Below are 18,787 nucleotides of genomic sequence, written 5' to 3' on the forward strand. Positions count from 1 at the left end.
TTATCTCTATTTTTGAAGAAAATGCTGTATTGTTCGCACCGTTTCTATCATGTGTGAAATAACAGCTATTAAATCATCAACATGGTCTTCTGTAATCGCTTTTTGAAATAGAACCTCTACCTTATTATGATATGAAATCGCTTGCTTATTATATTCGTATGAAACTTTCTGCATAATCATTCTTTCTTTTCCCCATATAGAACGCATTAAAGTTTCAATTTCTTCGCATCCTACTTCTGGTTGTTCTAACGGGAATGAAAATGCTAGCTTCATTTCACAACCTGGTGTAAACTGAGGCACTTCTAGTATTTCACCAGACAAGTTCTTTGCATCCACAGATAATGAAAATGTTGCTTCTACTAATGGTTCAAACGGTTCTGTTAATTGAAATGAGATATGATATATACGACTTAATGAAGCAAGGTCCATCATATCTTTTCGATCTGTTACAAGAATATCTCCATGTAGATCAAAATCATACACAGCACCTTCTACGATTACTTTTAAATTGTCAAAAGCAGTTGGATCAAACATAATTTCCTCCAAAAAACAGGCGCCTTTCGATGGAAAGGCGCCACTTGATGTATATATAGTTTACAGATAAACGAGATGAATTACAACCTTTTAGAATAAACCTACTGCTTTTCCATCTTCATTTACATCCATTTGAAGTGCTGCTGGTTGTTTTGGAAGACCTGGCATTGTTAACATTGTACCTGTTAACGCAACGATAAAGCCTGCACCGATAGATGGTTTTAACTCACGAATTGTAACGATAAAGTCAGATGGACGACCTAATTTTGTTGCATCGTCAGAAAGAGAGTATTGAGTTTTCGCCATACAAACTGGTAGGTTACTCCAACCTTCTCCTTCATATTGAGCTAATTGCTTACGTGCTTTCGGAGCAAATTCAATATCTTTTGCGCCATATACTTTTTGAGCAATTGTACGAATTTTTTCTTCTAAGGGTAATTCTAACTCATAAAGTGGTGCGTAGTTGTTTTCACCTTTTTCGATTTCTTTTAGTACTTTTTCAGCAAGATCAACTCCGCCTTGGCCACCTTTCTCCCAAACTTCTGTTAAGGATACTGCATAGCCACGCTCATTACACCACTCTTGTAAGTATGTAACTTCTGCATCTGTATCTGTAATGAATTTATTAATTGCAATTACGAAAGGCACACCGAAGCTTTGAATTGTTTCAACATGCTTCTGTAAGTTTTCCATACCTTTTGCTAATGCATCTACATTTTCTTCTTTTAATTGATCTTTTGCAACGCCGCCATGCATTTTAAGCGCACGAATAGTCGCAACAATAACAACTGCTTCTGGTTTAATACCAGCTGCACGGGCTTTAATATCTAAAAACTTTTCAGCGCCTAAATCAGCACCGAATCCAGCTTCTGTAATAACATAATCACCTAATTTTGCTGCCATTGTCGTAGCGATAACACTGTTACAACCGTGAGCGATATTCGCAAATGGTCCACCATGAATAATAGCTGGTGTATTTTCTAACGTTTGTACTAAGTTTGGTTTTAATGCGTCTTTTAATAATAGCGTTAACGCACCTTCTACACCTAAATCTTTAACCGTTACAGGTTGATTTGCAAAGTTATAAGCAACTACGATGCGAGATAGACGTGCTTTTAAATCTTGAATATCTGTTGCAAGGCAGAACACGGCCATAATTTCAGATGCTACTGTAATGTCAAAACCGTCTTCACGTGGTACACCTTGTACAGGTCCACCAAGACCAATTACTACGTTACGAAGGGCACGATCATTTAAGTCAACACAGCGTTTCCAAACGATTTTACGCGTATCAATTCCAAGTGTGTTTCCTTGTTGGATATGATTATCAATAAACGCTGCTAATGCGTTATTAGCAGTTGTGATCGCATGGATATCTCCAGTAAAGTGAAGGTTAATGTCTTCCATTGGTACGACTTGTGAAAAACCGCCACCTGCTGCTCCACCTTTTAATCCCATCGTTGGTCCAAGAGATGGTTCACGAAGTGCAATTACTGTTTTCTTACCAATTTTATTAAAAGCTTGACCTAAACCAACTGTTACTGTTGATTTACCTTCTCCAGCTGGAGTTGGGTTAATCGCTGTTACTAAAACAACTTTACCGTCTTTCTCATCTTGTAAGCGCTTAAAAATATCAAGAGATAACTTACCTTTATAATGCCCGTATGGCTCTAATTCATCTTCTAAAATATTTAAATCAGCTGCAATTTCTTGAATCTTCTTCATACTCGCTTCTTGTGCGATTTCAATATCGGATTTCACTGTTGTAGTAGTTGTCATATACCCTAGTCCCCCTTTAATTGGTTCTGATGATATTGTATCAGTTTTTTGTATTTTCTGCACTTATTTACCTCCTAAAAATTCTTTCATTTCTTTATACGTTTTTTAACATAAATACCCATAAGAATGTTAACGATTGTTGTAACTCTGTAGGTAGTTGACCTAGCATCTTCTCATTTACTCCGCGCTTATATACGCCGATGCCATCTACAACTTCAAAACCTTGTTCTTTCGCTAACTGTTCAAATTCCCAAGGCATCATCGTATTACAAACAACGTCTTTTCCATACAAGCGAGGATAACTGTTCTCTCGTGGCTTTGCTGTCGGTCCTAAAATTGCAATACATGCATATCCACCTTTCTTTAACACACGCTTTATTTCATTTAACGCTCGTAATGGCTCTTCCGTCCATTCTAAAGAATTAATTGCCATAATTGATTCAAATTGCTCATTTTCAAATGGTAATGCAGAAAGATCTCCTTTTATAAAAGATAAATTTGGTCCTTCTCCGCGCTCCTTACCTTTTTGAATCATCACTTCCGATAAATCTACTCCCACTGCTTTATAGCCTGCGCGACTTAATTTATATGTACCGTAACCATCACCACAACCAACATCGAGCACTTGTGCTTCTTTCTTCACGTATTGTTCAAAAAACGGAATAATTGTGCTCCTACTCCCGCTATCCCACATTTCCTGACTATTTTGATTCCAAAACTCCGCACTACTATCCCATTTCTTCTCTGCTGATTCATGCCAATTAAATGTTGTCATACATTCCCCTACCTTCACGTATTATCATTCATTTCATTCTACATCATTTTCCAAAATTCCTGTTTTATCCCGCTTGCAGTAAGACACCTACCCCAAAATTCAATGGATGCGGACCAGTTAATGGGAGAGAATTGCTCATAAAAATCCAATTGTCGCTGGCTGATAATCAGTCCTAGTGGAAAAAATCCCGCACTTTATCTTCAATAGGAGATGGATATGTTAACGATGGAATGCGTATTCTCCAATTTTTGCTTTACTTGGGTTTAACTCATACTCATGCTCTTCTCATTTTGAAAGATACTATAGATACACCCAATTGAAAGAGAGGGATGTACATGCGAAGAAAGAGAAATCATCATTTTAAAAGTGGTGAAAAAAACGAAGAGTATGCTGCTGAAATATCACCAGCTGGCATTCCAATTAGACATAAGCGTAAAGAAATTGCAAATGAGATAGAAGGTACAAATACCGGCGCAATGGTAGGCTATGTCGCCTTATTTCTTTCGTTATTCTCCATTGCTTTTTATCCCGTTACGCTCGGCTCCCTAGCAATTTTAGTTGGCCTATTAGCTGTCAATTTCGGAGCAAGAACACTTGGATATACAGCAATTGGCTTTGGTAGTTTTTCTGTTTTATTTACTTTACTTTATCCGCTTGCTTTGTCAGCGTTTTAAAAAAACACACCAAGTTATACTTGGTGTGTTCATTCATGATACAACATAATATGACCGCATCCACAACAATGTTTCGCTGTAATTTCTTGAAACACTGGATAATTTTCTTCATCTCGATGCTCAATAAATACTTTTTCAAATCGATACATGTTTGGTGCATATGCCCAATCTTGTTTCGTACGTGCATATAACGTTGAGGAAAAAAACTCCTCACCACCGCAAACGATACATGTGTTCTTCATCGCTATCCCTCCTATGCTTGTCTTACTTCATCTATATGAACATAAGCATAAAAAAAAGACCTTCTATTACTAGAAAGTCTTCTCTGAAACAAAAAGAAATGTACCAAACATTCCTACTCCGCTATATTCTTTTGAAACACCAGCTTCTGTTTTAAATGTTTGCTTTACAGTCATAAAGAATACACCATTTCGTGCATCTGTACTTTCAAATTGTAGTTTTTCTTTTTTACCATCTACATTTTGCGTGCATTCAAAACTACTCTCATTACAATTCAACGCATACTTATCCTCTACATACACTTTAAAATCTGATTCTTTCGGACAAGTTATAAGTAATATTGCCACGAGAATAATACTTATAATACCCACAATTGTATAATATTTCTTCATTTGTACTCCTTTCAAATGACAAGAAAACTTGACTTCATACGCCAAGTTTTCTTAGTCAACAACCCATTGCCACTCTTGTTCTTTCTTATCAAAAATGAGCCAACCTGTTTCTGTTGCTTCCTCTTTCAATTCATCGATATTATCTAACACCTCATCCGTACTTTCATACGAACCAACTACATATACCGGAATTTCAAGACCTCTTCTTGACTCAATCTTCCCTGCTAGATCTATGTAAAGACCATCTTCCATTAGTGGAATCAGCCCCATGATCAATTCTTTTGAAATTGCTGGAAAAATTTTTGATTTTTGGAAGAAAGAAAAACGTTTCTTACCGAAAGCACCGAGTTTATACGGAATGACTTTACTTAACATTCCTACAAAATCAGCAATTCTACGATAATACACTTTGTTGTACCATCCGTCATCATGTGAAAAATAAACAAATCGATTTTTCAACAGCGGAAAGAATGTTCTTGCAAGTGGTTCTTTTTTGTGAGCCAAATATAATAATTCTGCAATTTCTTTCGGCTCTAATTCATCTAAATCGCTTGCATCATCAAAATCTACCCAACAAAATTCATCAAATTCATCAATCTCTGCTTGAATTAACTTATGTATATTTTCTTCCTCAACATATTCAAATAAAGTATGATAATGAAAATCCGTCCATTCAAAGTTGTGCTTCAAAAGCAACACTTGATGAAGCGGTGAAGGGATGTTACTCGCAAACTCTTTAAACGTAATTCCTGATGTAATAAAACAATGACCTCGACGATTACCATTAATATATATCATATTCTTTACTTGGTCAGATCCTCCAGACAAAGCACCTAGCCACCTTCGTTTTATATGTTTCAATTCTATAGCATATTTTAACATGAAAAATTTTAGAAACATAGAAAAAACTTCAAAAACTATTTACAATTTCATGTGTTTTATTACATAGTGATTACAAGAAAAAACGCCTGCTCATAAGCAGGCGTTTTTAAAGGATTTCATCAGGGTTTTGAGGATGATGATTTCCCTCTTTCTTTTCTTCTTTTTGGAACATCGATTGAATTTTATCAATTGTTTGCGGAGCTAATTCAATCATTTTTTCTGCTAAATGTGTCGCATTTTGTAAATGAAGAATATTTACTCCATCTTTATTCACCACAAGAAATGCTACTGGTGTAATCGAAACACCACCCGCGCTACCGCCACCAAATGCAGCGTTACCGTTCGCTCTTTGTCCATCATTCGTTTGGAAATCAGAACCTCCTGCTCCAAAACCGAACGCTACTTTAGAAACCGTTAACACCACACCACCGTCAGCCGTTTGAACAGGCTCTCCAACAATCGTATTTACATCAACCATTTCTTTTAAATTTTCCATTGCTGCTTTCATTAACCCTTGAATTGGATGATCCACCGTTCATAACCTCCTTTGTCATATCTTTCCTAGTTTTTCCGAAAGTTTGTGAACTAAACATAAAATTTTATATTGATTTCAAAAAACTTAAGTTGTAATATTTAGAAAAATAAAAAAGAGGTCGATTCGTTATGATGCGAAAATTAACAAAGAAAGATCATGAACAAGTATTCGCTTATCTAAAAGAAGAAGCAGCCCTTAACTTGTTTATTATTGGAGATATTGAAGCTTTCGGTTATGACACAGATTTTCAAGAATTATGGGGAGTATTTAAAGAGAATGGAACATTAAAATCAATTCTACTCCGATTCCACGATTCATTTATACCCTATAGTAAAGAAGAATTTATTACCACTGATTATGAGGCACTTCTTTCCGCATATAAGCCACTTAAACTCTCTGGTAAGTCGACTATCGTAGAACAATTTGAAACTGCTTCAAATATACAACTAGGTACTAAAAATGAAATGTATTTTTGCGAATGTCTAAATGACAACAACTTACCTAGCACACCAATTCATGAAACAATTAAACTTGCCTCACTCGATGATATAGAACGAATTATGAAATTACGAAGTGACATCGCTGAATTTCCGACTACCAATGAATCAGAGAAAATATTAAGGCAGACTATCGAAACAAATACAGGACGCACATACTATATTGAAAAAGATGGCGTGATCATCGCATCCGCCTCTACTTCCGCTGAAAATTCATTATCCGCTATGGTAGGACAGGCGAGTTAATTCACCCGAGGCAGGACAAGCCTCACAAGGTCAAGCTGAATGGTTGTCTATGACAGAAACAATATTCTCACAAGAGACCACTTTCTAGGTTACTCACAAGTAGCCTATGGAGGTGGTCTTTTTGTGCGTACTCAAGGGGGAAACTAAATGGCACTACTTAGATTTATGATTAAGGATTACCTAGAGGATAAAGAACTCAGTGGGCTAGCTCCTAGGACAATACAGAGCTACGGAGATACACTCAATGAGTTTTCTCGCTGGCTCGTTGCTGAGAAGGAGATCATTAACATCGAGGATATTACTCCACAAGTTATAAAGGGCTACCTCCTCTACTGTTCCAAGGAGAGAGGAAACACAGTAGTTACTCGTAATGGTAAGCTCCAACACTTGAAAACATTCTTTAGATACCTAGAGGATGAGGACATTATAGAGATCCGTAGCAATCCCACTAACAAGATTAAGCCTGCTAAGACGGACAAGGCCATCAAGGTGTACTCCGATGAACAGATAAAGCAAATGCTTAGATACTACAGGAGGATGCGTTCTCGAGAAAACACGTTGTATAGCTACAGAGGTCATACCGTGATAGTCGTCCTCGCTGGTACAGGCATAAGACTAGGCGAGCTGGTATCCATGAGGTGGGATTCCGTGGATCTACTCAATAAGACTATCACTATCTTCGGGAAGAATCGTAAGAGCCTGTCTACTCCGTTAACGGATAAAGTGGCTCGAGAGTTGTACGAGTGGAGATTATTCTGCGAGAAGTACTACATTAAGTTGCCTGCTCATGTGTTTAATGACCACAGAGGTAACCCACTCACAGTGAACGCTGTCAAGTTAATGTTCACCAGATTGTCTTCACGCATGGGTTTCAAAACTACAGCTCACATGTTTAGGCATACCTATGCGAGCAACTGTTTAAGAGCTGGCATGGATATATACACCTTGAGTAAGCTTATGCATCACTCCCAGATAAGAACTACTGAAGTTTACCTACATGCTTTCGGTAACTCGTTAGCTGAATCCAATGATAAGTATAACCCTCTCAATAGGTTTGACCTATAAGTAAACACAAAAGAGCCCTGCTCTAGTTTGGCGGCCAGACAGGACTCTTTCACAAAATAACTATGGAGCTATTTGCTTATATTGTACTACCCTAAGGTACACTCTGCAAGTAGCTCCTATTAAGGAGATTATTTACTATGAAGGAACTACGAAAATATCAATCTTTTAATTCGATTACTGAGATGGACAATTCTATTAGTGAATACCTGTCAGCGTACAAACTTAAAGAATCAGAGTACACAGTGTTATGGAAACTTGCTTGTTACTCATGCAAATTCATAGGAGTTAGCTACCTCAAAGTAGACTCTTTAGCTGATCTCACAGGTTATTCTAAACGCACTATACAGCGCGCTTTCAAGGTTTTATCTGAGCTAGGAATTATTACTCGTATCAACCAATTCAAGCCTGTTAAGGGTGGCTATAGCGCTTCAATAACAGTGATTAATCCCTATGAGAGTCACCTTGCTAAGTCACCTTGCGAGGAAGCTGCAGAGCCTACTCCTGAGTACATTGAGGAGCACCCTTCTCATACAGATACAATTACTTACAAAACTAAAAACTCTAAAGATAATAGATACGTAGACGATCTAGGCATAGATGACTTAATTGCCGCTGATGTTCCCCCCGAGTTCGCTAGCTTGGCTATCTCCTACTTTGATGCAACTGAGGTGTACAAGTTATGGAGTCGTGTTCAATTAGCTGCTCGAAAGTATGCACCCGATTTAGTTAATACTGTAGAGGTAGCTACCTCAGGGTTACGAGCTAGCATTCTTGCTAGCAAAGCTAAACGTGTACGTGATTTCAATGGTTATTTCTATGGAGTTCTGGCTCAGAAGTTATCTACTGCCCAACGATCTCTTAATTGCAAACTTTTCAACTTCCTTCAGTAGTATTCCTGTAGGGAATAATCCCTCCTATCTGGTTGCTGTCCTATAGCTCTTTAACATAGGAGGTATCTCTATTTAGCTATGCCCGATTGATTACCAAGGGTGGCATTACATTTGGTTCTTGTACGATTATACACTTTAGAGATAGCCCTCGGTGGGTTGTGTCTAAGGGTCTGGCAACCGATTAGGTATATGCTCGATTGAATGCCATATGATGTAAAATAACATCTACATTTTCGAGCCATCTCATAAAACGAAGCTCCAGTTTCCCTTGTATGAGTTTTTATTAGATACCTTATTACGTTTACACCTAAATCAGTTATACAACGTGTAATAATCTTGTAAGAACCCTAAAGAGTTTTACACTTATCCGAGCTTTCTTTGGTAACCAAAAAAGAGGTAGCCAACATAATTGGTTGTAAGGATAAACTGTGAGGCAAAGAAAGGAATTTTAAAAAAGTTTACAAAATGTATTGACGGTTCTAGAACTTTTGATTAATATGTAATTAAGCCACTCAGGGAATGAGGTGAGCAAAGAAATTGGAAACTAAGCAACAAAAGTTTTACGGTAAAGTCAAAGACTTCTATGAGCTGGAATCCATCGAGGATGCTAAGAGGTTTTATACAGCTTTTAATCAACTCAACAAGATTAACACAGTAGATAAAGCTAATAAGATCGATAAAATGTTAACTCGAATGTATGCTGGTAAGAAGTTAACCGACTAATCTAGAACTACACAAAACAAAATAGCCCTACTCGGTAGTTATACTTTGGCGAGTATACCGAACAAGGCTACGCAATTCAGTCGAACCTATAAGGCTCTTTCCTCCCTATAGTACCACGAGCAGGAATAGCTGTAAAGGTTCGACCTCACAGGAGGCGAATAAGTTGAAACCTAAAGAGTGGGTTACGTCAACCTTGGTAGCTGGCGGCAGCATAAGCTTTCTTTACACAGCTGGTTACATCGTTTCACTCATGATTGTACACCTGTAGGTATTACCTATCTCGTGTAAACAAATAAAAACTAAAGGGAGAGATTTTTTATGACAACGAATACTATTCAACCAACTAATTTAGATATCGCTATGGAGGAGATCGATACTTTAGTGTCCAACTTCCAAGACTCACTATCTCGTATCACTAATAAAGTTTGCAAAGTAGATACATTCCAACTAGGCCTTACGTATGTAGTTATCTTACGAGCTGGCAAAATCTCTAAAACTCTTAGTTTTAATTTAAACGAAATAACTGAGGAGGAATACCAATGAAGAAAAAACGAATGGTTGTTTTCCTGTCCAGTATTATTCTGCTGAGCGCCTGCAACAGTTCAACAATCTCCGAAGATGAGTATAACTCTCTAGAGGAAGGGATGACGCTCTCAGAGGTTGCAGATCTCGTGGGCGGTAACGGAAAGCGCACCAACTCTAATGGCTACACCGACGTAACTTATGATGGTGACAGTGAGGAAACTGGTGAGATTGACTTTGCAGTCATGGTATTCGAAAAGGGTAAACTAAGAGTGTGGGATCGAGAAGATAATAACTAAGGGGTAAGAAACTAAAATCTCTAGGACACTCCCCCTCGAGCTGGCTCTCATTGAGTCAGCTCGAGGGGGAGTGTCCTTATCGATATCATTACGGTAATTGAAATTATATTTTGTATTCATGTGAATACCCTTTATGAGAACGGCCTACTGAGGTTACACCCGATGTTACCAATATGTATTTTCTCTGTAAGTCTATATTCCCCACAGACACCTACCCCTATGGCCATAAAAATAGGTAGCCCCTCGGGATAGAAGCTACCTCAGTTAACCAAACAGCCCTATGAAAACTACCCAAAAGACAGTATTAAAGAATGCGCCTATCAAGACTCCTCTGTGGAGATCACTCATCGACATTACCTCCTCTTATAGACTTATCACTAAAGCATACACAAATCCTAACAGGAATACTGCTATAGCTAGCTTATCCATCTCACCACACTCCTACGGCTAGCTCATAGAGAACGACTACAGCAGCAAGCAATATAGCTCCTCCAAACCATACAGTACCAGCTAGTAAGAACATCCCACCATAGATATACAGGTAGGACTTAACTACATCCCACTTGCTATCCGGAGGAAAGCCTAGCTTCTTGAGGCCACTATCACTCTTCTTACGAGCTTGCTCTTCCGCTTTCCTATCCTCTTCCTCTAGTAGACTCTTAAACCTGTGTTCTAGTTTGACCACATTAGATCACTTCCTCTAATTAAATTAGGCTCATTAGTTCATCTCTTACAGCACTACATCGAGTACGGCATAGAAGTTACCGAAGCAACCAAGCACCACTCTCTAGCCAGATATCTCACCAAGTAGAGCTTGCTTGCCCTACTTAGTCAGCTTCACTTCAACCACTGTAGCCATATTAATGGCCTCCCTCTAGGATTACTAGTTCTTTATTGGATTCAAAATACTTTCTTGATACCTTACGAGTACGAACACTATTGAGTGTCCCACCTAGCGGCTCAATAGATTCCCTCACTAACCTCTCTGTATTTCCTCTCAGTTGAACTGCAGCTAATACTGGGTTACCCTCCATAGCCACACACTGTTGAGTTTCCATGTGTTCGCCGTTCTCAATAAAGTTAACGTTCACTTGGTAATAGTTCATCGTCTAACACCCCTTTTCTGTAGGTTAAGGTCTCGCTTGCCTTCTCTGGAGAGTGCGTGTCTTTTGTATTCAATCTCGCTTACTTCTCTAGGAGTAATACTAATGAGATCGCACTGAGTAATAACAAATGCTTTCTCGTATGCTCGTTTGGTTGCCGCTGAGTAGGCTTCCATCATCTCGTTGATATCGTCCTCAGTTTGGAACATACGGCTATCTAGGAATCTCTCATTGTTTTGCTTATAAGCTACCTCTATACAAAAGTAATTCATTGTCCATCTCTCCTTTTAATAACCAAGGAGACCGAAGTCTCCCTAGTATTTTCTAATTGATTGTTGTAAACCTGCGTAGTCCATTCCACTTAAGCCTTGCTCATAAGCTGTTCTTGCGACTCTCTGCTCCACAGTGCTTCTTAAAGCATCTCCGTCTACACCTACAGTGCCATTAACATTATGCTCGTGCTTGTGGGTAACTGTGATAGCCGTCTTTCCTCCGGTGAATGCCTCCAAACCTGTGCCTGCTAGAGCTACATTAGCCTCGTTAGCAACTCCTTTGAAGGCACCTCCTACAGCACGTTCCATCGATCTCACTTGTGTTAATGCAGCTTCGTACCAAGTAGGGAAGAATGCTTCACCTGACTTGTCTAGGTCACTAAGTGGCCCTTTCTTTGCTGGTGAGAACGGTAAGTAAGCACGAATGTTTTTCATACCTCTAGAGACAGCATCAGCAGCATCTCCGAATCCTTTCCAGATACCATTTACGAACTCACTAAGTAGCCCTTTCCCTGAGTTGTAGAAGTCTCTGAAGTATCCAGTGAACTTGTTTACCATCTTTCTAATTCCGTCTCCTGTGGCGCTAACAGCATCGTTGAATCCATCTCTCACAGAGTTCTTTAATGCTCTTAGCATATCTGAGCCAGCTTCTCCAAAGTTACTTACCTTGTCTTTAGCAGCTTGAACCATATCGTTAAACTTCTGCTTAGTGTCATTCAGCATTCCTTGTAATTTATCTACTGTCTTACTCTTTAGTTCTTCGTATTTCTCGACAACACCGTTCTTCAAGTTAGTTACTTTCTGCTTAGCATCATTAACAATACTGTTCCACTTGTTAGCGTTGTCTTGGAGGATACCTTGTATCTTGTCGACTGCCGCCTGTTTAAGCTCCTCGTATTTAGCGACTACTTTATCTTTCATCTCTTGAGCTTTCTGTTTAGCGTTATCTACAGTGTCATTCCATTTCTGCTTAGTCTCATTCCACCACTGTTTAACAGCCGCAATCATCTGATCGTGAGCATCACCAATAGCCTTAGTCATTCCGTTCCAAGCATCCTTAACCTTGTCCCAAAGCTCCTGAGCATATTTCTTAACCTCATCCCAGTTTTGATATAAGAGAACGCCAATAGCGATTACTGCTGCAATGGCTGCTACTACCCAGAACCAAGGAGAAGCTAACAGCGTCATACTCAATCGACCTAGTAACTTAATAGCGTCAAGTATCCATGAGCCAAACAATTTACCTATCTCGATCACTTTCTTAATAGCCTTTCCTGTGTCATCAATCCACAAAGCTACACTTACTAGGATACTGAAAGTCTTAAAGCTTGCTACGATACCAATCACTAATGGAGCTAGCCACTCAATGTTGTCAATAACAAACTGCATGGCATCCTTCACTAGTCCTAAAGCAGTATCAAGAGCACCTGACTCTCTAGCCCACTCCATGAATCTATTAGCTAACTCGAATACCTGTATAGATACTGGCGCTAACGCTTGGATGATATCCCACAGAGTCAACACTAAGTTGCCTATGAATTGCATAATGACTGGCGTACTCGTCTTAACAAAGTTAACGAAGTCTTGGAAGGCTGTATTCGATTGTAATCCTGCTACCCAGTTAGCGAACTTCTGAGTCAGATCTACCATGCCGTTTCCTAAGTCCATACCTAGCGGAGTGAATGCTATCATGATGTCGCTGAACCCCTTGAGGATATTACCGGCAGACTTCATTACCATTTCGAACATCGGAACCGCGAAGGTATTCATATGCTCGAAGAACTTATCAGCTTTACCTTGAGTGATACCTTCGTTCATTTTGCCTATCATGTTGGAGAATGATTGTCCGACTCCCTGGAAAGAAGGGAACAATTTAGTCATTGTTAATCGGAGAAAATCTGTGGAGTTAGCTATGAGGTTTAACGTAGTAGGAGCCATTTGATTTTCCATCTCTCGCCAAGCATCACTGAGGTTGTTGATAGCTACTACAGCTTTCTTTTCCTCCTCGGTGAGATCTTCCATGATGGCCTGCACCAGAGCCATCTGCTTTGCATAACCTTTGGTGTCACCTGCTATCAGGGCAGCGTTAGCCTTGAGTTGGGCTTCCTCTAATTGGTTTGCTGTCTCTACAGTTTTACTTATCGTAGTAAACGCTAGAGCTCCAAACCCCACTGCAGCTATCCCGGCAGTACCGAACAAGGAAGTAATCGCTCCTAGTCCACCCAATAGAGCTGGAGTCATCGCACTTGCCGCTATCGTGATACCGCCTATGATGGCTGCCATCTTCTTAGCTTCTGATGAGGTTTGTCTAAACTGACTACTCGCTCTATCTTGAGCTTGAATTATAATATCAATTACACTCGCTATGATAATCACATCCTTATGTTTATGAGAACGACAAATAAGCCCACCTGCAAAGTAGGCTAGAGAGATCCGTCCTCACTAGTTCTTATTTTTCCATCCCATCAAACAAGCTATTGAATACATTTACGTTCGTAGAGTTAGATGAGTTCTCACGAGACTTCTTAAACTTACGAGACATACCTAAGTCGTCAAGTAACTTGATAGCTCTGTTCTCAAAGTCAACCATTGAGACTTTCTCATTAACTGCATAACTCATTGACTTACCATTCTTTCTCCAGCTCTTCAGTGTATTGATTAGAGCTAGGTCAAGTTTAGCAATGTCTAGTGGATCTAAGTCTTCATAGTTGTTCTTGTACCACTCCATAGTGTCGCTATACCAGTCCTTTTCCTCCTCGGTTAATGTTGCTAAGAAGTCTTTCTGATACAACCCATGTATAGGCTGTCTCCCTTTAGCTAAGTTTTCTTTCATTTTGTTTTTTCCCTCCTCTGTAGTTGCTCCTGTGCTTTTACCTCCATGGAAACAGCAACGCAGATTCTTCTCATTAGAAGGAATACGAGTACACACTTCTCCACTACCCTTGATAGCTCCGCATATAGACGACTCCTTCTTGAGAAACTCCTTAACGAGTGCCATCTCCTCAGAATCCTTTTTAAGATCTCCGTTAACTAGACCTGATTTAATGTTGTCTATGTACTTTTGGAGATCCTTCCTTAATTTCTTTTTAGCCATATTATTTCTTCCTCTGGCCTAGACCTAGGCTAGCCATATACTTATCGTAATAAGCTCGGTCTTCCCTGCTCATCTCGATAGGTTTTTCTTTCTTGCCGATGCTGATTAGGTACTCATCGTATTCCTTTTGGAACTTAGCCTTCTCGTTAGCTTTCTTCTGTTCAGCAAATGCTCGCTTGTCTTCCTCAAGTTGTTTGTTCATTCGGTCAATCTTTTCGTTAAACTCTTTGAATCGTCTCTCTAGTTTCATTTGTGCTACTCGTTGATTTGGGTTCATGTTCGTTTCCTCCTCACTTATTTAATCCGTATGAGAAAGCCACTTTCTGAGCTACGGCTGTTCATCTGTTGTGTAACTTTCTGGTGGAGCCGATCTACCGAGTTAGCAACCTCCACCTGTGTTAATGACTTCCGCGATTGCTAACTCAGCATCCGACTCTGAGTGTTACTTATATAGGAACCTACCGAGGTTAGATTCTCGATAAGTTAACTAGCGTCTGTTGTCCAAGCTCAATGTTATGTTTCTTGAAGACTGACAGGATAGCTTCTTCTAACTCTCGAGAAATAACTTCAGCTTGTTTGTCTGCTTCAGCAGCGTCCTCGTTATTCATGTCTGCAATAAAATTCCAATCTTCACTACGAGGATCTAAGCTGTCTGTAGCGCCTACTCCGTATTCAACTCCTAAGTCGTATCCTTTTGCATCATAGACAGTAACCAATCGTAGGGCATCCTCTAATCGGAATACATTGTTGAATCGGCCAGCAACTACCATGTTGCGTCGTTGCTCTACATTGTACTTACGAGCTTTCTCTCCACGAGAACGATACAATTCCTTAATCGCTTCTTGCTTCTTCGAGCTAATCTCTGCAAGTTTAGACTGCGTAGATTCGATCTCTTTTGTTAACGCTTCTAGCTTAGCCTCACCTTTCTTCTTGTTGGCTAAAGCTACCTTGTCTGTCTCATCAATGATTAGGCTGGCTGAAATAATGTCTAGTGCGGCCGATACTTTGGCGTGTCCTGCTTGTACTTCTTGGAGTTTTCTTTGTAGGTCATTCTCTTGAACTTGTAACTTCTCAACCTCTTTGTTGGCTTGCTCCTCTGTCTTTACCTTTGTGTTACCTGCTAATAAGTTTTTAAAAGTGTTCATCATTTGTCATCTTCTCCTTTTGATTTGGGTTTATTTTGTATTGAGTCGGCTAAGGGGTAGCCTGTGAAGCAATAAGGTTAGGGGATTAAATCAGGTCTAGCAATCTAGCGAACTCTTTGACACCTTTCTGGCTAACAAGCATCTGTAGTTTCTTCTTCTCGATAGGCTTGTAGTTGATGTAGCCATCCTTCAAGTACTCATATCCTGCTCTGTGTAACCATGAACCTCTACTTGAACGCTTGATAATCTTCTTATCTTTCAACATCTGATTTAGCTGCTGAGCACTTCTGAGACCTAACTCCTTAGCCGTCTCGTCTATAGTCATATAGCCTTCGATGTTTAACACTTTATCGTGATACTCCACCTTAGGAGCTTGTACCTCCAATGTTTGCACGGCTTGTTCTAGTTGTTTTACCTTCCTCGCTAGTGTCTTCTGAGCTAGGATAAGCGCTCTTGCAATTAAATCTTCTTCCGTCTCTTCCTCGTGCGCAACCATGTAGCCACCGTCTCTACGTATACTTGGTAATATCTCTGACGTAACCCATTTCTTGAAGGCTTTCGCTTGAGGCTTCTTGCTCTGCATAATTGCTGAGTACAATCCTGATTCGTTAACTAACACAGACTTCATATTCATACCTGTCAATTTGACAGACATGAGTTCATCTTCATCCAAGTATCTTGTCATAGCACTTGTCTCGCTGTATTCTAATATGTTAGCTACATCCTTAGCGATAAACCATGTGGTACCTCGCTCTTCTACTAATCTTAATTCTCCAAGTCCATTCTCAAATACTTGTACATTTGTCATTCTCTCCAGCTCCCTTTTAGTTTGTTTACCTTCAGTCCTAGAGGTGGACTATTGAGGATATTATTTTAGAGGTTGTCTTTCAGCGTTCTCGCTTTATTCCTATAGTAGATAAATCTGATTAGTTAATCTTTCTATAATTAGAAGAAGAAAGGTGAACCTGTTTAGCTACTCTCTTGATGTCTTCCAGAGTCACCTTCTTAGCTTGCTTGCTCACTAAGTCTGGATCTAGCACGATTACATCTATAACAGTTCCGATTTCCATAGTGATTTCATTTTGTCTGAACTTCTTTAGAGTTGCGCTCACAAAGTTCCTTGAGTAGCCCAGCACCTCTACAATGTCTTTCCCCTTCCAGACTTCTAGCTTACTAGCGTCCTTCTCTGTAGGATTGCTACAAAGGATGTGCGTCTCCCAGTGCATATGAGCCAGTATATCTGAGAGGAATCCTAACTCGTTATGTGATAGCTTACTAGCAACTTCTTGTAGGCGCTTCTTGAAGATTTTAACTACTGGAGTATTTTTCTCCATGTAACCACAACGGTAAAACCCTTCTGAGATGTTAACAAATACATTCTTCCCTACTTGTTCCTTTGTGATAGCTCCTATGTTTTCTAACTCAGTTAGGATCTTAAAAGTTTGAATCCTCTTCTTTCCAATCATGACAGATACATCCTCAACGGTTAGGCGTTCGTTCTTTCCCTTGAATAACTTTCCTCCCTCGTTGATTTCCATCGCGGTTGTAAGTAATAGTAGTACACCCTTTTGACCTTGTGTGAGTTGGCTTCTCAGCAGTTCGTAACTCTCAATATTCTGCATAGTAAAATGCCTCCCATCTCGTTCAACTGGCTTGTACTTTTTTCTAGCTTCCTTCTGAGCTGGGCTGATTAGATCGTAACCCGCTTCCAATAATTCCTCTTTAGCTTGTCCCAATGCATTCATTATTCTTCCTCCTCCAGTTTACTTTTACGTTCGTTGTATCGTTCCTCAGTTATCTCTGTGCAAGTGATACTAACGAGCCGCGTTGAGTCTGTGTTGTATATGCCACTGTAGACCTTACTAACTAGTGCTACATGTTTGTCCAACTTTCCGTCTCCTACCTGAGATAACTGATATCTCTTGAGTATCGTGCTAGTTCCTGTGAATTTCATTCGAATAGTATACTCTAGATATTTCTTCATTTAGCTACCTCCTTAGTGATTGACTTCAAGTGAATGTCCAGTTTTAAATCTCTTAGTTTTGACTCGTAGGCTAACTTGAGTAAGCGATACTCCTGTTTGAATTGCATCGCTTTAATTTTCCTCTTCATTGGTCATCCTCTCCTTGGCTTTGTCTACCTAGCTCCCTTTGGTACTATCGAGCTTTTATTATTTCGTTAATATCTTTGATGTTTAACGCTTGAGCAATTCGACTGATACTACCTAGAGTAGCTGTCTGATTTCTCTTAATACGAGTCAGGTTAGGTCTTTCAATGCCTGTCCGTCTCGATAGATCAGCTAATGTAATTCGGTGCTTCTGTAGTAGACCTTCTAAGTCAACATAGTGTTCCATTTCTTTTCCTCCTCATAGGTTATTTTATATGTGGTGATTCTTTGTAGTTGTCTTGGTTATAATATTCCTCCAGATACCCTTTGAGTAAAAAGGGAGCCAGCTCGGTGACAAGCCGAACTAGCTATATATAACTGGAGAGTTGTTAATGAATAATGAGCAACGCTTTAGAGGTGCGCAGTAAAGAGTTGCTCCTCACAAGCCACCACTTCAAAGGGGAAGAAATGACTTCAGAGCAACAACTCTTTTAATTGCTTCATATATAGAGTAGCAATGTCGTGAGTGTATCTCATCTCAAAAGGTTAACTTGTATAGATCTCCCCTCTTTTATGCCCTCATACTATAGTACTTAGCCTGTGCTTTTTTTTACTTCTCTTAGGGGATCTATAGATATAGTAGATAAAAGTTGCTATTGTTTTCCCTCTCATATATAAAGTAGGTACAAGGTAGTCCTTTTCACTTCTACTAATATAGTAGCTGTACCGTATACCTCTTTTGTTTCCCTATAGATATAGTAGATTTACACCCCTCATCCTTTATTTCAATCTCATATATAAAGTAGGGGGTTTGTACTACTCTCCCTTAGTTAACTCCTACTATTGAATTACGTTTCAAAATAAGACACAAGATATACCTGTAGAGATCGCCAGCACTAGAGGACACCCTTGCAGGTTAAATACATACAGTTTGCTATCTCACAAAAGTAATCTCCAAAAAAGTATGCACATGAAAGTGAACATGTTAGTCCCTTTTTGCACATAAAAGTGAA

Annotated in this window: 21 protein-coding genes and 1 pseudogene; 7 read left to right on the plus strand and 15 right to left on the minus strand. The window is 39.4% G+C overall.

Annotation, left to right across the window (positions count from 1 at the left end; genetic code table 11):
* Positions 1-6 precede the first annotated feature (6 nt).
* From MR167_RS05405 to MR167_RS05415, 3 genes are all read right to left on the minus strand, one after another.
* Positions 7-534 (minus strand): hypothetical protein, encoded by a 528-nt coding sequence (locus MR167_RS05405; protein WP_000460216.1) that lies wholly within the window; start codon positions 532-534, stop codon positions 7-9.
* A gap of 90 nt (positions 535-624) precedes the next feature.
* The gene (locus tag MR167_RS05410) at positions 625-2,313 is read right to left on the minus strand and encodes a formate--tetrahydrofolate ligase (protein WP_014482011.1); all 1,689 of its coding nucleotides are present in this window, start codon (positions 2,311-2,313) and stop codon (positions 625-627) included.
* 94 nt (positions 2,314-2,407) lie between these two features.
* Positions 2,408-3,088, minus strand: coding sequence for a class I SAM-dependent methyltransferase (locus MR167_RS05415; RefSeq protein WP_242314137.1), 681 nt, complete (start codon positions 3,086-3,088; stop codon positions 2,408-2,410).
* A gap of 335 nt (positions 3,089-3,423) precedes the next feature.
* On the opposite strand from MR167_RS05415, the gene MR167_RS05420 reads away from it, so the two are divergent.
* The gene (locus MR167_RS05420) at positions 3,424-3,762 is read left to right on the plus strand and encodes a hypothetical protein (protein WP_001253201.1); all 339 of its coding nucleotides are present in this window, start codon (positions 3,424-3,426) and stop codon (positions 3,760-3,762) included.
* Positions 3,763-3,791: 29 nt separating this feature from the next.
* Here the strand turns inward: MR167_RS05420 and MR167_RS05425 are convergent, their stop codons facing one another.
* The 4 genes from MR167_RS05425 to ytfJ all read right to left on the minus strand — a co-directional run bounded on the left by MR167_RS05425 (position 3,792) and on the right by ytfJ (position 5,808).
* Positions 3,792-4,004: a hypothetical protein gene (locus tag MR167_RS05425; RefSeq protein WP_000798747.1), complete on the minus strand. Its 213-nt coding sequence runs from the start codon at positions 4,002-4,004 to the stop codon at positions 3,792-3,794.
* A 69-nt stretch (positions 4,005-4,073) separates the two neighbouring features.
* Complete coding sequence (locus MR167_RS05430) at positions 4,074-4,394, minus strand: hypothetical protein (protein ID WP_000761171.1); 321 nt, start codon at positions 4,392-4,394, stop codon at positions 4,074-4,076.
* 51 nt (positions 4,395-4,445) lie between these two features.
* Positions 4,446-5,222 carry an oxalate:formate antiporter gene (locus MR167_RS05435; RefSeq protein WP_000014087.1) on the minus strand — a complete coding sequence of 259 codons (777 nt, stop codon included), beginning with the start codon at positions 5,220-5,222 and terminating at the stop codon, positions 4,446-4,448.
* Positions 5,223-5,382: 160 nt separating this feature from the next.
* Positions 5,383-5,808 (minus strand): GerW family sporulation protein, encoded by a 426-nt coding sequence (gene ytfJ, locus MR167_RS05440; protein WP_000349986.1) that lies wholly within the window; start codon positions 5,806-5,808, stop codon positions 5,383-5,385.
* Positions 5,809-5,939: 131 nt separating this feature from the next.
* Between ytfJ and MR167_RS05445 the strand changes: the two are divergent.
* The 6 genes and pseudogenes from MR167_RS05445 to MR167_RS05470 all read left to right on the plus strand — a co-directional run.
* Positions 5,940-6,539: pseudogene (locus MR167_RS05445) on the plus strand (GNAT family N-acetyltransferase); the annotation flags it as partial.
* 162 nt (positions 6,540-6,701) lie between these two features.
* The gene (locus MR167_RS05450; RefSeq protein ID WP_061663719.1) at positions 6,702-7,619 is read left to right on the plus strand and encodes a tyrosine-type recombinase/integrase; all 918 of its coding nucleotides are present in this window, start codon (positions 6,702-6,704) and stop codon (positions 7,617-7,619) included.
* 137 nt (positions 7,620-7,756) lie between these two features.
* Entirely contained in the window at positions 7,757-8,509 is a 753-nt protein-coding gene (locus MR167_RS05455; RefSeq protein ID WP_242314138.1) for a helix-turn-helix domain-containing protein, read from the plus strand.
* 537 nt (positions 8,510-9,046) lie between these two features.
* Complete coding sequence (locus tag MR167_RS05460; RefSeq protein ID WP_242314139.1) at positions 9,047-9,232, plus strand: hypothetical protein; 186 nt, start codon at positions 9,047-9,049, stop codon at positions 9,230-9,232.
* A 318-nt stretch (positions 9,233-9,550) separates the two neighbouring features.
* The gene (locus tag MR167_RS05465; RefSeq protein ID WP_000210744.1) at positions 9,551-9,775 is read left to right on the plus strand and encodes a hypothetical protein; all 225 of its coding nucleotides are present in this window, start codon (positions 9,551-9,553) and stop codon (positions 9,773-9,775) included.
* Positions 9,772-10,053 carry a hypothetical protein gene (locus MR167_RS05470; RefSeq protein ID WP_242314140.1) on the plus strand — a complete coding sequence of 94 codons (282 nt, stop codon included), beginning with the start codon at positions 9,772-9,774 and terminating at the stop codon, positions 10,051-10,053. Before MR167_RS05465 ends, MR167_RS05470 begins: the two co-directional genes overlap by 4 nt.
* An 860-nt stretch (positions 10,054-10,913) precedes the next feature.
* Here the strand turns inward: MR167_RS05470 and MR167_RS05475 are convergent.
* The 8 genes from MR167_RS05475 to MR167_RS05510 form a co-directional block, all read right to left on the minus strand.
* Complete coding sequence (locus MR167_RS05475) at positions 10,914-11,111, minus strand: hypothetical protein (protein ID WP_142331064.1); 198 nt, start codon at positions 11,109-11,111, stop codon at positions 10,914-10,916.
* Between the two features lie 359 nt (positions 11,112-11,470).
* Positions 11,471-13,711: a phage tail protein gene (locus MR167_RS05480; RefSeq protein ID WP_242314141.1), complete on the minus strand. Its 2,241-nt coding sequence runs from the start codon at positions 13,709-13,711 to the stop codon at positions 11,471-11,473.
* 166 nt (positions 13,712-13,877) lie between these two features.
* Positions 13,878-14,522, minus strand: a complete 645-nt coding sequence (locus MR167_RS05485; RefSeq protein ID WP_168410318.1) for an HGGxSTG domain-containing protein — start codon at positions 14,520-14,522, stop codon at positions 13,878-13,880.
* A gap of 1 nt (position 14,523) precedes the next feature.
* A complete protein-coding gene (locus MR167_RS05490) occupies positions 14,524-14,799 on the minus strand; it encodes a hypothetical protein (protein WP_089607409.1) in 276 nt (91 codons plus the stop codon).
* A gap of 190 nt (positions 14,800-14,989) precedes the next feature.
* The gene (locus MR167_RS05495) at positions 14,990-15,670 is read right to left on the minus strand and encodes a hypothetical protein (RefSeq protein WP_000982207.1); all 681 of its coding nucleotides are present in this window, start codon (positions 15,668-15,670) and stop codon (positions 14,990-14,992) included.
* Positions 15,671-15,752: 82 nt separating this feature from the next.
* Positions 15,753-16,475, minus strand: a complete 723-nt coding sequence (locus MR167_RS05500; protein ID WP_098516218.1) for a BRO family protein — start codon at positions 16,473-16,475, stop codon at positions 15,753-15,755.
* Positions 16,476-16,593: 118 nt separating this feature from the next.
* Positions 16,594-17,412 (minus strand): MarR family transcriptional regulator, encoded by an 819-nt coding sequence (locus tag MR167_RS05505; RefSeq protein ID WP_098516217.1) that lies wholly within the window; start codon positions 17,410-17,412, stop codon positions 16,594-16,596.
* Between the two features lie 411 nt (positions 17,413-17,823).
* Positions 17,824-18,021, minus strand: a complete 198-nt coding sequence (locus MR167_RS05510) for a helix-turn-helix domain-containing protein (protein WP_080609436.1) — start codon at positions 18,019-18,021, stop codon at positions 17,824-17,826.
* Positions 18,022-18,787: the final 766 nt, after the last annotated feature.

Source organism: Bacillus cereus group sp. BfR-BA-01355 (genome assembly GCF_022663675.1).
Classification (GTDB): domain Bacteria; phylum Bacillota; class Bacilli; order Bacillales; family Bacillaceae_G; genus Bacillus_A; species Bacillus_A thuringiensis_S.

Excerpts from the sequence above, each read along its gene's own strand:
- MR167_RS05480 (WP_242314141.1), bottom strand. The coding sequence starts at position 13,711 with ATGGCAGCCATCATAGGCGGTATCACGATAGCGGCAAGTGCGATGACT.
- MR167_RS05455 (WP_242314138.1), top strand. The coding sequence starts at position 7,757 with ATGAAGGAACTACGAAAATATCAATCTTTTAATTCGATTACTGAGATG.
- MR167_RS05430 (WP_000761171.1), bottom strand. The coding sequence starts at position 4,394 with ATGAAGAAATATTATACAATTGTGGGTATTATAAGTATTATTCTCGTG.
- MR167_RS05405 (WP_000460216.1), bottom strand. The coding sequence starts at position 534 with ATGTTTGATCCAACTGCTTTTGACAATTTAAAAGTAATCGTAGAAGGT.
- MR167_RS05450 (WP_061663719.1), top strand. The coding sequence starts at position 6,702 with ATGGCACTACTTAGATTTATGATTAAGGATTACCTAGAGGATAAAGAA.
- MR167_RS05485 (WP_168410318.1), bottom strand. The coding sequence starts at position 14,522 with ATGGCTAAAAAGAAATTAAGGAAGGATCTCCAAAAGTACATAGACAAC.
- MR167_RS05510 (WP_080609436.1), bottom strand. The coding sequence starts at position 18,021 with ATGGAACACTATGTTGACTTAGAAGGTCTACTACAGAAGCACCGAATT.
- MR167_RS05475 (WP_142331064.1), bottom strand. The coding sequence starts at position 11,111 with ATGGAAACTCAACAGTGTGTGGCTATGGAGGGTAACCCAGTATTAGCT.
- MR167_RS05505 (WP_098516217.1), bottom strand. The coding sequence starts at position 17,412 with ATGAATGCATTGGGACAAGCTAAAGAGGAATTATTGGAAGCGGGTTAC.
- MR167_RS05500 (WP_098516218.1), bottom strand. The coding sequence starts at position 16,475 with ATGACAAATGTACAAGTATTTGAGAATGGACTTGGAGAATTAAGATTA.
- MR167_RS05490 (WP_089607409.1), bottom strand. The coding sequence starts at position 14,799 with ATGAACCCAAATCAACGAGTAGCACAAATGAAACTAGAGAGACGATTC.
- MR167_RS05420 (WP_001253201.1), top strand. The coding sequence starts at position 3,424 with ATGCGAAGAAAGAGAAATCATCATTTTAAAAGTGGTGAAAAAAACGAA.
- MR167_RS05415 (WP_242314137.1), bottom strand. The coding sequence starts at position 3,088 with ATGACAACATTTAATTGGCATGAATCAGCAGAGAAGAAATGGGATAGT.
- MR167_RS05410 (WP_014482011.1), bottom strand. The coding sequence starts at position 2,313 with ATGACAACTACTACAACAGTGAAATCCGATATTGAAATCGCACAAGAA.
- MR167_RS05470 (WP_242314140.1), top strand. The coding sequence starts at position 9,772 with ATGAAGAAAAAACGAATGGTTGTTTTCCTGTCCAGTATTATTCTGCTG.
- MR167_RS05425 (WP_000798747.1), bottom strand. The coding sequence starts at position 4,004 with ATGAAGAACACATGTATCGTTTGCGGTGGTGAGGAGTTTTTTTCCTCA.
- MR167_RS05465 (WP_000210744.1), top strand. The coding sequence starts at position 9,551 with ATGACAACGAATACTATTCAACCAACTAATTTAGATATCGCTATGGAG.
- MR167_RS05495 (WP_000982207.1), bottom strand. The coding sequence starts at position 15,670 with ATGATGAACACTTTTAAAAACTTATTAGCAGGTAACACAAAGGTAAAG.